This window comes from Pseudomonas sp. H11T01 (genome assembly GCF_048515765.1).
Taxonomy (GTDB): Bacteria; Pseudomonadota; Gammaproteobacteria; order Pseudomonadales; family Pseudomonadaceae; genus Aquipseudomonas.
In genome coordinates this window covers 109,276-123,603 of the sequence record NZ_JBLYED010000006.1, presented here as the reverse complement: position 1 = coordinate 123,603, position 14,328 = coordinate 109,276, and the positions used below count along the sequence as shown (strand labels likewise).

General features: G+C 61.7%; 11 protein-coding genes. All 11 read left to right on the top strand.

The window, feature by feature from the left end; genetic code table 11:
• Positions 1-217 precede the first annotated feature (217 nt).
• The 11 genes from ACN1C3_RS10035 (at position 218) to argE (ending at position 14,214) form a co-directional block, all read left to right on the top strand.
• A complete protein-coding gene (locus ACN1C3_RS10035; protein ID WP_419115655.1) occupies positions 218-1,693 on the top strand; it encodes an aldehyde dehydrogenase family protein in 1,476 nt (491 codons plus the stop codon).
• A 1,112-nt stretch (positions 1,694-2,805) separates the two neighbouring features.
• A complete protein-coding gene (locus ACN1C3_RS10030) occupies positions 2,806-3,474 on the top strand; it encodes a haloacid dehalogenase type II (protein WP_419115654.1) in 669 nt (222 codons plus the stop codon).
• A gap of 51 nt (positions 3,475-3,525) precedes the next feature.
• On the top strand, positions 3,526-4,800 hold the full coding sequence (locus tag ACN1C3_RS10025) for an NAD(P)/FAD-dependent oxidoreductase (protein WP_419115653.1): 1,275 nt from the start codon (positions 3,526-3,528) through the stop codon (positions 4,798-4,800).
• 88 nt (positions 4,801-4,888) lie between these two features.
• The gene (locus tag ACN1C3_RS10020) at positions 4,889-6,526 is read left to right on the top strand and encodes an ABC transporter substrate-binding protein (RefSeq protein WP_419115652.1); all 1,638 of its coding nucleotides are present in this window, start codon (positions 4,889-4,891) and stop codon (positions 6,524-6,526) included.
• A 33-nt stretch (positions 6,527-6,559) separates the two neighbouring features.
• Positions 6,560-7,516, top strand: coding sequence for an ABC transporter permease (locus ACN1C3_RS10015; protein ID WP_419115651.1), 957 nt, complete (start codon positions 6,560-6,562; stop codon positions 7,514-7,516).
• Positions 7,513-8,388: an ABC transporter permease gene (locus ACN1C3_RS10010; RefSeq protein ID WP_419115650.1), complete on the top strand. Its 876-nt coding sequence runs from the start codon at positions 7,513-7,515 to the stop codon at positions 8,386-8,388. Before ACN1C3_RS10015 ends, ACN1C3_RS10010 begins: the two co-directional genes overlap by 4 nt.
• 1 nt (position 8,389) lies before the next feature.
• Positions 8,390-10,231 carry an ABC transporter ATP-binding protein gene (locus ACN1C3_RS10005; protein WP_419115649.1) on the top strand — a complete coding sequence of 614 codons (1,842 nt, stop codon included), beginning with the start codon at positions 8,390-8,392 and terminating at the stop codon, positions 10,229-10,231.
• Entirely contained in the window at positions 10,228-10,536 is a 309-nt protein-coding gene (locus ACN1C3_RS10000; RefSeq protein ID WP_419115648.1) for a (2Fe-2S)-binding protein, read from the top strand. Before ACN1C3_RS10005 ends, ACN1C3_RS10000 begins: the two co-directional genes overlap by 4 nt.
• The gene (locus tag ACN1C3_RS09995; protein ID WP_419115647.1) at positions 10,518-11,909 is read left to right on the top strand and encodes an FAD-dependent oxidoreductase; all 1,392 of its coding nucleotides are present in this window, start codon (positions 10,518-10,520) and stop codon (positions 11,907-11,909) included. The genes ACN1C3_RS10000 and ACN1C3_RS09995 overlap by 19 nt, the downstream gene beginning before the upstream one ends.
• Positions 11,906-13,060: an NAD(P)/FAD-dependent oxidoreductase gene (locus ACN1C3_RS09990; RefSeq protein WP_419115646.1), complete on the top strand. Its 1,155-nt coding sequence runs from the start codon at positions 11,906-11,908 to the stop codon at positions 13,058-13,060. The genes ACN1C3_RS09995 and ACN1C3_RS09990 overlap by 4 nt, the downstream gene beginning before the upstream one ends.
• The gene (gene argE / locus ACN1C3_RS09985; protein WP_419115645.1) at positions 13,057-14,214 is read left to right on the top strand and encodes an acetylornithine deacetylase; all 1,158 of its coding nucleotides are present in this window, start codon (positions 13,057-13,059) and stop codon (positions 14,212-14,214) included. The genes ACN1C3_RS09990 and argE overlap by 4 nt, the downstream gene beginning before the upstream one ends.
• The last annotated feature ends 114 nt before the right edge of the window (positions 14,215-14,328 follow it).

Below are 14,328 nucleotides of genomic sequence, written 5' to 3'. Positions count from 1 at the left end.
GTTTTCTTCAGCGATGGTGCCTGTATCCCATCTGCGCTGCGGCCTGACAAGGGGTTCAAGCGGATTCGGCAGATTCCGTGAGCGGCGGGCCGACAGACCACACTTACTACTTAAATGAAGCCCAAGGTCGGCAGCAAATGCTTGGGCTTTTTTTCTACGATGGAGGCCTGACTTCGTGACTCGCTGAACACGTCTTTGCCGCCTTCTGGAGTGCTCCATGGATAGCTTCGATCCTCGCCTTATCGCTGTGCGCAGCGCTCATTTCATTGCCGGGAAATACCGCGATGCTCAACCGGGACTGGAGGTGGCGCGACCGTCGGATGGCCAGGTCTATGCCCAGCTGCCGATTGCCGATGCCGAGCTGGTGGATGAAGCGGTCAGCAATGCCTGGCAGGCCTTTACCCGTAGCGATTGGGCCAGTCGCCCGCCCCGTGAACGGGCGCGGGTCATGCGCCGTTGGGCCGATCTGATCGAGGCCGACACGGCGATCCTGGCGCCGTTGGAAGCCGTGGGTTCGACCCGTCCACATAAAGATGTGCTGGCCTGGGATATTCCGTACGTGGCCGAAGGCATTCGCTTCTTTGCCGAGTTGGCGGACAAGCATGGCGGCCAGGTCGCGGCGACCCAGACTGATCGGTTGGGCATGCAAATCGCCGAACCCTACGGCGTCATTGCGGCCATCGCGCCGTGGAATTTCCCCTTGAGCATGGCCTCCTGGAAAGTGGCCCCGGCATTGGCAGCAGGAAATGCCGTGGTCCTCAAACCTTCGGAACTGACCCCGTTCTCCAGTCTGCGTTTCGCCGAACTGGCGCTGCAGGCGGGAATTCCGGCCGGGATCTTCAACGTGATTCAGGGTGATGGTCGCGTCACCGGTGATGCCTTGTGCCGCCATCCGCGTGTGGCCAAGGTGACCTTTACCGGTTCCACCGCCACCGGGTCGAGCATTATGTCCACCTGTGCGCTGGTCGGTCCGAAACCGGTCACGCTGGAACTCGGCGGCAAGAGCCCGCAACTGGTGTTCGCCGATGTGCCGGATCTGGCGAAGACCGCTCGCACTGTGGCGCTGGCGATTACCGGGAATGCCGGACAGGTCTGTGTGTCTGGCTCACGGCTGCTGATCCAGCGCTCGGTCATGGAGCCTTTTGTCGAGCATTTGCGGGCGTATTTCGAGGAGCTGCGCCCCGGTCCGACCTGGTCGCCGGAGAGCACCTTGTCGCCGATCATTTCCCGGCTGCAAGCCAGTCGCATCGACGGCATCGTCCAGCGCTCGCGCCAGGCGGGTGCTGAGGTGCTGACCGGGGGCGGTGTGTTCGAGGGGTTGGGCGGCGCTTATTATCGGCCGACGTTGCTGGCGGGGCTGGATAATCAGAATCCGGCGGTCTGCGAGGAAATATTCGGCCCGGTGCTGACGGTTCAGGCGTTCGATGATGAGGAGCAGGCGTTGAGTCTGGCTGAGCATGCCACCTATGGCCTGGCGGCGGGTGTGCATACCGCTGATATCAATCGTGCCCTGCGTCTGGTTCGGCGTCTGGAGGCCGGGACGGTGTGGGTCAATCGTTATGGGCGTAGCAACGATTATATTTTGCCGACTGGGGGCTATAAGCGTTCTGGTATTGGTAAGGATTTGGGGCGTGAGGCGTTTGAAGCTAATTTGCGGTTTAAGAGTGTGTTGATTGATATCGCTGGGCTGTAGGAGCAGCCGGTCGACGCTCGATTGGTCCGGGCGGCGTTCCGACGAAGGCGGCCTGACAGCCAGCCTGTCTCTTGCGGATGTACACCGATCGACCGTGGGAGCCGAGCCTGCTCGCGAAGGCGGCCTGACAGCCGGCCTATCTCCCGCGGACGTACACCGATCAAATGTGGGAGCTGGCTTGCCTGCGAAGGCGGCCTGACAGCCGACCTGTCTCCCGCGGATGTACACCGATCGACCGTGGGAGCTGGCTTGCCTGCGAAGGCGGCCTGACAGCCGACCTGTCTCCCGCGGATGTACACCGATCAAATGTGGGAGCTGGCTTGCCTGCGAAGGCGGCCTGACAGCCGGCCTGTCTCCTGCGGATGTACACAGATCCACTGTGGGAGCCGAGCCTGCTCGCGATGGCGGCCTGACAGCCGACCTGTCTCTTGCAGATGTACATATCCATTTCTGCGGTAACGGCCACTTATGGTTCCGCTCTTACAGCGTGTCACTTTTTCAGACGCCAAAAAGTAACCCAAAGGCTTCGCCCCGAGCGTACGGCACGTCGCTAAGGCTCCGCGTTCCCTCGCTCCGGTGCCCATCATGGGGCGCCGCAATGCGGCGGGGTCAGCTTCGCTGACGGCGCTTCGCGCCAACCCCCTGATGAACACCTCCACTCGGCCTGCCGAAGGGGCGGGTAGATCAAGATCAAAAGCAGATCAACAGCAGATCAAAAGCCGATTCACCCTTGAGATAAGAGATGTACGCAAAACCGTAGAAGCTACCGATAGACCCTCACCTAAACGGGCGCTTCCTCAGGGAAGCGCCCGTTTTCGTTCAGGCCGGCGCAGGTTCTGCGGTACTGGAGCTCGTGTTTGAGCCTTGCAGCGTTATAAGGGCCCATAAGAGCGCATGAATACGGGGCTTGCCCAAGCCTGGAGCGTCCCGCAAAGTCTGCTGAGGGCGACCCGTAAAACGGTGGTTTGTATCGAGCAGCCCGCGCTTTTAACGCCATCTGCTGATTTCACGGTGGTGTAATGGCGGTGTGATGCGGCGCTGCATTACGGCTCTCTGAACGGAGCGAATGCTTGTCACGCCATGACCTCAACGAACTTTCAGGACCGCACTCAATGAGCTTTCTTCGACCTAAATTCATTACGTTCGACTGCTACGGTACGCTGACCAACTTCCACATGGGAACGATGACTCGCGAGCTGTTCGCCGATCGCGTTGTGCCCGAGCAGATGGATCAGTTCGTCAAGGACTTCTCCGCCTATCGTCTGGACCAGGTCATGGGTGACTGGATGCCTTATGACGAGATCCTCAAGACGGCTCTGGCGCGGACCTGCAAGCGTTGGGGGGTTGAGTACCGTGGCGAAGGCCAGCTCTACTATGACGCCGTGCCGACCTGGGGCCCGCACGCCGACGTGCCGGCCGGCCTGTCGAAAATCGCTGACAAGATCCCGCTGGTAATTTTCTCCAACGCCAGCAACAGCCAGATCATGTCCAACGTCGACAAACTCGGCGCGCCTTTCCATAAAGTCTTCACCGCTGAACAGGCGCAAGCCTACAAGCCTCGCCTCGCCGCATTCGAGTACATGCTCGACAACCTCAACTGCGGCCCGGAAGACATCTTGCATGTGTCTTCGAGTTTCCGTTACGACCTGTTCCCGGCTCACGACATGAAGATCAAGAACAAGGCCTTCGTCGCCCGGGGTCACGAAGTTCCGGCCAATGCGTTCTACGGCTATCAGCAGATCCCCGACATCGGTGGGCTGGCCGCATTGGTCGGTCTCTGAGTGGTCATGGGCACTCTTCAAGGCACTCTTTTTGGCATAGGCGGGTTAGACATGCGCAGTGAATCCTACTGGCTCGACACCGCACCGGCATTCACCGGTGCGCAGATCGGTGCGCTGCCCGGGAAGGTCGATGTGGCTATCGTCGGTGGCGGTTTCACTGGCCTGGCGGCGGCCCGTGCGTTGGCCTTGAAGGGCGCCAGTGTGGTGGTGCTGGAGGCTGGCCGGGTGATCGGCGAGGCCTCTGGGCGCAACGGCGGCCAGTGCAACACCGGTGTTGCCCAGGACTATGCGGCCCTGAGTGCCAGCCTCGGTGCCGACCGGGCGCGGGCGTATTACCAGGCGTATGAAAGCGCCGTGCAGAGCGTCGTTTCGCTGGTGGAGCAGGAGCAGATCGCCTGCGACCTCAAGCGTAACGGCAAGCTCAAGCTCGCCGCCAAGCCTCTGCATTACGAGGGGCTGGCGCGGACCTGCGAATTGATTCGCCGGGAAGTCGATGCCGATGTCCAGTTGCTGTCCGCCGAACAAACCCGCGCTGAGGTCAATTCGGCCCAGTTCCACGGTGGCTTATTGCAGCGCAACGGGGTGCAGATGCACGTCGGGCGTTTTGGCGTCGGTTTGGCGGAGGCGGCGGCACGGCACGGGGCGTTGATTTACCAAGGCACGCCGGTGACGGACTGGAAAGCCAATGCCGGCGGCTATCAAATCAACACCGCCAAGGGCTCGCTGCAAGCCCGGCAGATTCTGCTGGCCACCGGTGCCTGTCAGCACGGTGGGTTGGGTTGGTATCGGCGGCGGATCGTGCCGGTCGGCAGTTTCGTGATCGCCACCGAGGTCCTGCCTCAGGCCTTGATCGACCAATTGCTGCCGACCCGGCGTGCCTATGTCACCAGCCGCATGATCGGTAACTACTTTCGCCTGACCCCGGACAACCGTCTGCTGTTTGGCGGCCGGGCACGCTTTGCCATGTCCAACAGCAGCTCCGACGCCAAGAGCGGCAAGGTGCTGCACGCGGCGATGGTGCAGATGTTCCCGCAGTTGGCCTCGGTGAAAATCGACTACTGCTGGGGCGGGCTGGTGGACATGACGTCCGACCGGCTGCCGCGTGCCGGCCAGCATGGCGGGGTTTATCACTCCATGGGTTATAGCGGCCATGGGGTACAGATGTCGGTGCACATGGGCCAGGTCATGGCTGAGGTCATGGATGGCAAGGTCGAGGCCAACCCTTGGCGCGAACTGGACTGGCCGGCGATTCCCGGGCATTTCGGCAAGCCCTGGTTCTTGCCGCTGGTGGGTGCCTATTACCGGTTTCAGGATTATTTGCATTGAGTTGATGTTGTTGCTTCACCGTCGTTTGCGTTTCCAGGACGCTCCGGACAACCGCGAGCCCTTCTCATTATCGACAGGTAGAACTGATATGACTGACAACAAAGTCGACCCTCAACTGATTTCAGGCGAAGAAAGCCTGCGGGTATTCGAAGGCCTCAATCGCGGTATGTCACGCCGCAATGCGTTGCAAATGCTCGGTTTGGCCGGTGTCGCCGCCGCTGGCGCCGGTAGCCTGTTCGGTGCCGCCGGCAAGCTGCTGGCCGACGAGACTGCCAGCCCCGGCAAAGGCAAGCCAGGTGGGCGGATCCGCGTCGCCGGCATGTCCAGCTCGACCGCCGACACGCTGGATCCGGCCAGGGGTGCACTGTCCACCGACTATGTACGGCACTTCATGTTCTACAACGGTCTGACCCGTTTCGATAGCCATCTGGTGCCGCAACTGGAACTGGCCGAACGCATTGAAAACACCGATGCCACGCTGTGGACCATCACCCTGCGCAAGGATGTGACCTTCCACAACGGCAAGACCCTCAGCGCTGCCGACGTGGTGTTCTCCCTGTCGCGGCACAAGGACCCGGCCACGGGTTCCAAGGTCATGCCGTTGATGGAACAGTTCGCCGAAATCAAGGCGACCGGCCCTAACGAAGTGCAGATCCGTCTGAGTGCACCGAATGCCGAGCTGCCGTCGATTCTCGCGGTTTCGCACTTGTTGATCGTTCCTGAAGGCACCACCGACTTTAACCAGGGCATCGGCACCGGGCCGTTCAAGGTCAAGGAATTCAAACCGGGTGTGCGCTCGATTGCCGCGCGCAATACCGGCTATTGGAAACCGGGCTTGCCGTACCTGGACGAAATCGAATTTATCGCGATTGCCGATGAACCGTCGCGGGTCAACGCGCTGCTCTCGGGCGACGTGCACATGATCAACGAGGTCAACCCGCGTTCGACCACGCGGATCAAGGCCAGCGCCGGCCATCGGGTTGTCGATGCGCCGTCGGGCAACTACACCGACTTGATCGTCCGCCAGGATCAGCTGCCCGGCCAACGCCCGGAATTCACCCAGGCCCTCAAGCACCTGATGGACCGTGAGCAGATCAAGTCCGCGGTGTTCCGTGGGTTTGCGGTGGTCGGCAATGACCATCCGATCGCTCCCGGTTCGCGCTACTACAACGCCGACCTGCCGCAGACGGTCTATGACCCGGAGAAGGCGCGCTTCCTGCTGAAAAAAGCCGGCATGGACAACGTCAGCATGGCGCTGGCCGCTTCGCCAGCCGCCACCGGCTCGGTGGATATTGCGGTGCTGTTGCAGCAATCGGCGAAGCAGGCCGGGCTCAAACTCGATGTCAACCGCCTGCCCAGCGACGGTTACTGGTCCAACCACTGGATGAAGCACCCGCTGAGCTTCGGCAACATCAACCCGCGCCCGAATGCCGACGTGATCTTCTCGCAGTTCTTCCAGTCGACCGCGCCATGGAACGAGTCAGGTTGGAAGAACGATCAGTTCGACCAGTTGCTGATGCTCGCCCGCGGCGAAACCGATGATGCCAAGCGCAGCAAGATGTATGCGGACATGCAGACCCTGGTGCATGACCACTGCGGCATCGGCATTCCGGTGTTTATCAGCAATATCGATGGCGTTGACCAACGGGTCAAAGGCTATGGCAGTAACCCGCTGGGCGGTTTCATGGGGTATATGTTCGCCGAGCAGGTCTGGCTGGACGCTTGATGGCTGGGTGTAGGTTCTTGCGGGAGTAGTGCTATGAATAGCAACACACTGTGGCTGATCGGTCGGCGCCTGGGCGCTGCGATCGTGACCTTGTTGATCGTGTCGATGGTGGTGTTCGCCATTACGGCGGTGCTGCCGGGAGACGCGGCGCAACAGGCCCTTGGGCAATTTGCGACGCCGGAACAAGTGGCGGCGCTGCGCCTGAAACTGGGGCTGGATCAGCCCGGTGTGGTGCGTTACCTGCATTGGCTGATGAACCTGCTCAGCGGTGACATGGGGGTGTCAGTCTCCAATGCCATGCCGGTCAGCGAGTTGATGGCCGGGCGGGTACCCAACACCTTGATGCTGGCGGCCGTCACGGCGCTGGTGTCAGTGCCGGTGGCGTTGACCCTGGGCATCGGTTCGGCCATGGGCCGGGGCGGGCGAATTGACAGTTTCCTCAGCTTTATCACCCTGGCGCTGGTGGCAGTGCCGGAGTTTCTGGTAGCGACCCTGGCGGTGCTGATTTTCGCGGTCAATCTGGGCTGGTTGTCGGCCTTGTCTTATGCCAGCGACATCACCTCACCGTTGCAATTCATCCGTACCTACGCCTTGCCGGTGATGACCCTGTGCTGCGTGATTGTCGCGCAGATGGCACGCATGACCCGGGCGGCGGTGATCGATCAACTCGACAGTCCTTACGTGGAAATGGCCCGGCTCAAGGGCGTGAGTCCGGTAAGGATCGTCCTGCGCCATGCCTTGCCCAATGCGATCGGGCCGATTGCCAATGCCATCGCCCTGAGCCTGTCCTACCTGCTGGGCGGGGTGGTGATCGTCGAGACAATCTTCAACTACCCAGGTATTGCCAGTCTGATGGTGGATGCCGTGACCAATCGGGATATGGCGCTGGTCCAGGCCTGCACCATGCTGTTTTGTACGGCCTATCTAGGGTTGGTTCTGTTGGCTGACCTGTGTGCGATTCTTTCCAATCCGAGGCTGAGAAACCAATGAACGATCTCATTGCGAAATCGGCGCCTGCCGGACCCGAGCTGGCGCTGGGCAAGGTGTCTAATGGGCCGTCCTGGCTCGGTCTGGTAGGGGCGGCGATGTGTTTTATCTGGTTGTTGGTGGCGGTCTTCGGTCCTTGGCTGGCACCGCATCCGGTGGGTGAAGTGGTCTCCGACAATGTCTTCGACAGCCTGAGTGCCGTTTACCCGTTTGGCACCGATTACCTGGGCCGCGACATGCTCAGCCGGGTCCTGGTCGGTGCACGCTTTACCGTCGGCCTGGCGTTGATTTCAGCGGTGTTGGCCAGCGGTCTGGGAACTACCTGTGCGTTGCTCTCGGTGGTCTCGCCCAAATGGCTGGATGAGGTGATCAGTCGCTTGATGGACGCCTTCATCTCGATCCCGAGCAAGATGCTGGCGCTGATCATGGTCTCGGCCTTCGGCTCCTCGGTGTTGCTGTTGATCTGCACAGCGGTGCTGAGTTTTACCCCGGGCGCCTTCCGGATCGCCCGCAGCATGGCGGTGAACATCGAAGCGCTGGAGTACGTGCAGGTGGCCCGTACCCGTGGCGAGCGCCGGCTCTACATCGCGTGCGTGGAAATCCTGCCGAACATGCTCAACCCGGTGATGACCGACCTGGGCCTGCGCTTCGGTTTCATTGTGCTGCTGCTCAGCGGCATGAGCTTCCTCGGCCTCGGCGTGCAACCACCGGATGCCGACCTCGGGTCGCTGGTGCGCGAAAACATCGGCGGTCTCAATCAGGGCGCGCCGGCCATCGTGATTCCGGCCCTGGCCATCGGCACCCTGACTATCGGTGTGAATCTGTTTATCGACAGGTTGTCGTCCCGGCGTAGTCGACGTTCGGGAGGTCATTGATATGAGTGAATTGATTCGAGTCCAGGACTTGCGCGTGGTCGCCTGTGGTGAGCGCGGCGAGGTGGAGATCGTCAAGGGTGTGAGCTTTTCCCTGAAAAAAGGCGAAGTGCTGGCGCTGATAGGTGAGTCCGGTTCCGGCAAAACCACCATCGCGCTGGCGCTGCTGGGTTATGCCCGACGCGGTTGTCGGTTGGCCTCGGGCATTGTGCAGGTCGGCGAACACGACATGCTTAGCTTGAGCGAAAGCCAGCTACAAGGCCTGCGTGGCAACCGGGTGTCGTATATCGCGCAAAGTGCGGCGGCAGCGTTCAACCCGGCGAAGAAACTCCTCGACCAGGTGGTGGAGGGCGCATTGATTCATGGCCTGGGCAGCCGGGCCACGCTTGAGGCCAAGGCGGTCGAGCTGTTCCGTGATTTGTCCCTGCCGGACCCCGACCACATCGGCCAACGCTATCCCCACCAGGTGTCTGGCGGACAACTGCAACGGGTCATGGCGGCGATGGCGCTGATCAGCGATCCGTTGTTGGTGGTGCTCGATGAGCCGACTACGGCCCTCGATGTGACGACCCAGATCGATGTGCTGCGGGCATTCAAACGCGTGGTCCGCGAACGCGGGGCGACTGCTGTTTACGTGTCCCATGACCTGGCGGTGGTGGCGCAGATGGCCGATCAGATCGTGGTGCTCAACGGCGGCGAGATCCTTGAACAGAGCGCCACCGCGCCGTTGCTCAAGGGGCCGGCCCATGAGTACACCCGCAGTCTGCTGGCGGCAGCGCGGCCGGATGCGACGATTCGCCCACCCTGCGATGTGGCTGAAGACGAGCCGCTGCTGACCATCAAGGGACTGACCGCCGGTTACGGCAACAAGAACCTGCAAGGCATGCCGTCGATCCGCGTACTGGAAGACATCGACCTTACGGTACGCAGGGGCCAGGCCATCGGCGTGATCGGTGAGTCGGGCTCCGGAAAGTCAACCCTGGCGCGGGTCGTGGCCGGTTTGCTGACACCGGCGTTGGGTGGCCTGACCTTCGATGGTCAGCCGCTGGGCGGCAGCCTCTCTGAGCGTACCGACGAGCAGTTCCGCCGCATCCAGATGGTTTTCCAGAACGCCGACACCGCGCTCAACCCAATGCACAGCGTCAGCGCCATTCTCGGTCGGCCATTGAAGATGTATTTCGGCCTCAAGGGCGCAGCGTTGCGCCAGCGAATCGATGAGCTGCTGGACCTGGTGCGCCTGCCACGGAGCCTGGCCGAACGCCGCCCCAACGAACTGTCTGGTGGGCAAAAACAGCGGGTCAATCTGGCCCGGGCACTGGCGGCCAAACCGGACCTGATTCTCTGCGATGAGGTGACGTCGGCGCTGGATACCGTGGTCGGCGCCGCGATTCTTGAACTGTTGCGCGACCTGCGCCAGGAATTGGGCGTGTCCTATTTGTTCATCAGTCACGACATTTCCACGGTGCGAGCGCTGTGCGATGACATTGTGGTGATGTACAGCGGTCACAAGGTGCAGGCCGGCAGTCGACAGTCGTTCGCCCAGGCACCGTTCCATCCTTATACCGATCTGCTGATCCATTCGGTACCCGAACTGCGTCAGGGCTGGCTGGAGAACTGCGGCACCACCTGCGGAACGCTGCCGCCGATCGGCGCGAGGGCCAATGTGCCGGAACTCTGCACCTTCCTCAATCGCTGCCCGGTGCGCATCGACGGCGTGTGCAATCGCACCGCACCAAGCCGCCGGAACATCGACGGCGGCAGCGAAATCCTTTGCCATCGAGACAGTGCCGAGTTGCTACAGACTCAGCAGGATTTAAACAGCATGACCATGGGAGCCTATGCATGAAGGGGCGTTTTGTAAGGCTGGCCGAGCGTGACCGGCCGACCGTCAACCTGCGGGTCGACGGTGCGCCCATTGAGGCGTTGCAGGGCGATACCCTGATGGTCGCGTTGTTGACCCAGGGCACGGCACTGCGCCAATCGGAGTTCGACTCAGGAAAGCGAGCCGGTTTCTGCCTGATGGGCGCCTGCCAGGACTGCTGGGTCTGGACCCGCAGTGGCGAGCGTTTGCGGGCTTGTTCCAACGAGGTCCGTGAAGGTCTGGATATCGTCACCACACAACCGGAGGCGATATGGCCACTGCACGGCTGAGTACTGTTCGTGTCGTTATCGTCGGCGCCGGGCCTGCTGGCATCCGTTGTGCCGAGACCCTGCTGGCGGCCGGGTTAAAACCGATTCTGATCGATGAAAATCGTCGGGATGGCGGGCAGATCTACCGTCGCCAGCCCGAAGGTTTCACCCGTGATTACGCCACGCTTTACGGCACCGAGGCCGGCAAGGCCAAAGCGCTGCACCAAAGCTTCGACCGATTGCGCGGGCAGATCGACTACCGTGCGGACACCCTGGTGTGGAACCTGACTCCGGGGCAACTGTGCTGCGTCAGTCAGGGTAAACACTCGACCGTGGAGTACGACGCGCTGATCCTCTGTACCGGCGCCACCGACCGCTTGATGCCGATCGAAGGCTGGCAGTTGGCGGGTACTTACAGCTTGGGCGGGGCGCAGATCGCACTCAAGGCGCAGGCGGTGTCCATCGGCCATAGCGTGGTGTTTATGGGCAGCGGACCGCTGCTCTATCTAGTAGCCAGCCAATACCTCAAGGCCGGGGCCAAAGTGGCGGCAGTGCTCGATACCTCGCCGCTGAGCAAACGGATCGGGGCCTTGCCAAAACTGCTCGCCCGTCCCGGCTTGCTGTACACCGGGATGAAATTGCTGGCGCAGCTCTATCGGGCGAAGATCCCGGTGCATTTGGGCATCGAACCTCTGCAAGTGCAGGGAGATGCTGCCAGCGGCGTCAGTGGCGTGCGCGTGCGCACGGCCCGTGGGGATACCTTGCAGGTCGACTGCGATGCACTTGCCCTGGGTTATCACTTGCGTCCGGAAACTCAATTGGCGGATCTGGCCGGTTGTCGTTTGCGTTTCGATGAGGTGTCGAGCCAGTGGTTGCTGGCGACCGATGAAGAGGGACGAACCACGGTCAACGGCGTGTATGCCGCCGGCGACGGTTCGAAAATTCGTGGCGCCGATGCCGCCGAACACGCGGGACGGCTGGTTGCGCTGGCACTGCTACAGGATCTGCAACAGCCGGTGGATGCCGGGCTGCAGGCCGAGCAGCGTCGCGCCCTGGCGGTGATGGATGAGTTTCGCCTTGGGCTGGCCCAGGCGTTTCCCTGGCCGTCGGCCCAGGCCAAAGCACTGCCTGATTCGGCCATCGTCTGTCGCTGCGAAATGATCAGCGCCGGTGAGTTGCGCCGCACCGTCAGCGAAAAAGGCGCCTGCGAAGTCAACCGGGCCAAGGCCTTCAGCCGCGTCGGCATGGGCCGTTGCCAAGGGCGTTATTGCTCCCAGGCCGGGGCCGAGGTGATTGCCGCCGCTGCGGGTGTCGATGTGCAACAGGTGGGCCGACAACGCGGCCAGGCGCCGGTCAAACCCCTTTCGATGCTCACCGAGGAGGTGTCGTCATGACTGCACAAAAAGCCGATGTGGTGATTGTCGGCGGCGGCCTGATGGGCTCGGCGGCGGCGTTTTTCCTGCGCCAGCGCGGGCAGTCGGTGATCCTGCTCGAGCGCGACCAGATCGGCCAGTACGCCAGTGGGGTGAACTTCGGCAACGTCCGGCGCCAAGGGCGTTTCCTGGGGCAGCTGGAATTGGCCAATCGTTCCTGGGCGTTATGGAAACGCCTGCCGGAATTGATCGATGATGACCTCGAATTCATTGCCAGCGGGCATATGCGAGTGTGCTACCGCGAGGACGAAATCCCTGAGCTGGAGGCCTATGCCGCGGCTCCCGAAGCCCAGCAACTGGACTTGCAGATCTACCGTGGTCAGGAACTGCACAAGCGCTTTCCGTTCCTCGGCCCGGACGTCAAGGGCGGTTCCTATGCGCCTCATGATGGTCACGCCAATCCACGCCTCGCGGCACCGGCGTTCGCTCGGGCAGCACGTCGCGCTGGCGCGCGGATCGAAGAGCAAACCGAAGTGGCCGAGGTACAGAAGGTCGGTGGGGAGTTTCGCGTGATCACCACCGACGGTCGCCAGTTCAGCGCCGAGCGTCTGCTGATTACCGCCGGCGCCTGGGGCCAGAAACTCTCGGCGCAGTTTGGCGAACCGGTGCCGCTGGACACTCATGGTCCGCAAATGGCCGTCACTGAACCGGTGCCCTATGCCTTGCCGACGGTGATCGGCGTGTACACCAAAATTCCCGAGGAGGTGATCTATTTCCGTCAGATCCCTCGCGGCAACATCGTCATTGGCGGCGGCTACCGCAGCAAACCGGACATGACCACGCGCCGGGCCCAGGTCGAGCCGCGCAGCATCCTCAACCAGATTCAGCAGATGCGCCGTTTACTGCCCGGTGTCGGCAACTTGAACATCATCCGGGTCTGGAGCGGCATCGAAGGTTACCTCCCGGACTCCCTGCCCGTGATGGGCCCCAGCGGCACGGTCGATGGCCTGTTCTACGCCTTCGGCTTCTGTGGTCACGGCTTCCAGCTGGGCCCGGGAGTCGGGGATGTGATGGCCGAACTGATCAGCACCGGCAGCACCAGCACCTCGATTGAGCCGTTCTCTATCCGCCGGTTCGCCACTTCATCCGAGCAACGGAGCAAGGCTTCATGAAACCCCGTGTACTGGAAATCCTCAAACGCTTGATTGCCTTCGATACCGTCTCTTCGGAGTCGAACCTGGCATTGATCGACTATGTGCGCGAGCTGCTGCTGACCAAGGGCATCGAGTCGTTGATCGTCAAGGACGAAAGCGGCCACAAAGCCAATCTGTTTGCCAGCACCGGTCCTCGTGAGTTGCCCGGAATTCTGCTGTCCGGGCATACCGACGTGGTGCCGGCGGCCGGTCAGGCGTGGACCGTCCCGGCGTTTCAGGCGACGGTGCGGGACGGACGGATTTACGGCCGTGGCAGCTGCGACATGAAGGGCTTTATCGCCCTGGCCATCGACGCCATGCTGGATGCCGCGGACAGCCCCTTGAGCCGACCGCTGCAACTGGCCTTGTCCCATGACGAAGAGACCGGTTGTGTCGGCGTGCGGCGTTTGCTCGACGTGTTGCACCTGGCGCCGCTGCGACCGTTTTTGTGCCTGATCGGCGAGCCGACACAGATGCAGTTCGTCCTCGGACACAAAGGCAAAGGGTCTTACCGCACCTTCTGTCGCGGCCAGGAAGCTCATTCGTCCTTGGCGCCGCTGTCGGTCAACGCCATTCACGTGGCCTGCGATTTCATCGCCGCGCTGCGTCAGAGCCAGCAGCACTTGAAAGAGCAGGGCGCTCAGGATGCGGACTACGACATTCCTTACAGCACCGTGCATGTCGGGCAAATCGTCGGCGGCAAGGCCCTGAACATCGTCCCGAACCTGTGCACCCTGGACTTTGAGGTGCGCAATTTGCCGGCTGACGACCTGGATCAGTTTCTGGAACAGATGCGCGAGCGTGCAGAGGTGATCGTGCGCGAGGCCAAGCGTTTGTCCAGCGTGGCGGCCATCGAGATTGAAACTTTGAACGTCTACCCGGGGCTGGAAACGCATCCGAGCGTCGAAGCGGTGCGCTTTTTGAAGAACTTTGCGCCGCCGGGTACAGGCAATGCGAAAGTGTCCTTCGGTACCGAGGGCGGTTTGTTCAATCAGCGTCTGGATGTGCCGGTGGTGGTCTGCGGGCCAGGCTCGATCGAACAGGCGCACAAGCCTGACGAGTTTATCGAGATCAGTCAGATGGACGCCGGGGAGCGGTTTCTTGAGGGGTTGTTGGGTTCCCTGAAGTTGTAGAACTGTGGTGTTGATAGGTTCCAGGGCAAACAGAGATCATGTGGGAGCGAGCTTGCTCGCGATAGCGGACTGTCAGTCACATCAATGTCGGATGTAAGTCCCTCATCGCGAGCA

Coding starts and splice junctions, on each gene's coding strand:
- ACN1C3_RS10025 (WP_419115653.1), top strand. CDS start 3,526: ATGCGCAGTGAATCCTACTGGCTCGACACCGCACCGGCATTCACCGGT.
- ACN1C3_RS10005 (WP_419115649.1), top strand. CDS start 8,390: ATGAGTGAATTGATTCGAGTCCAGGACTTGCGCGTGGTCGCCTGTGGT.
- ACN1C3_RS09995 (WP_419115647.1), top strand. CDS start 10,518: ATGGCCACTGCACGGCTGAGTACTGTTCGTGTCGTTATCGTCGGCGCC.
- argE (WP_419115645.1), top strand. CDS start 13,057: ATGAAACCCCGTGTACTGGAAATCCTCAAACGCTTGATTGCCTTCGAT.
- ACN1C3_RS10030 (WP_419115654.1), top strand. CDS start 2,806: ATGAGCTTTCTTCGACCTAAATTCATTACGTTCGACTGCTACGGTACG.
- ACN1C3_RS10015 (WP_419115651.1), top strand. CDS start 6,560: ATGAATAGCAACACACTGTGGCTGATCGGTCGGCGCCTGGGCGCTGCG.
- ACN1C3_RS10010 (WP_419115650.1), top strand. CDS start 7,513: ATGAACGATCTCATTGCGAAATCGGCGCCTGCCGGACCCGAGCTGGCG.
- ACN1C3_RS10000 (WP_419115648.1), top strand. CDS start 10,228: ATGAAGGGGCGTTTTGTAAGGCTGGCCGAGCGTGACCGGCCGACCGTC.
- ACN1C3_RS10035 (WP_419115655.1), top strand. CDS start 218: ATGGATAGCTTCGATCCTCGCCTTATCGCTGTGCGCAGCGCTCATTTC.
- ACN1C3_RS10020 (WP_419115652.1), top strand. CDS start 4,889: ATGACTGACAACAAAGTCGACCCTCAACTGATTTCAGGCGAAGAAAGC.
- ACN1C3_RS09990 (WP_419115646.1), top strand. CDS start 11,906: ATGACTGCACAAAAAGCCGATGTGGTGATTGTCGGCGGCGGCCTGATG.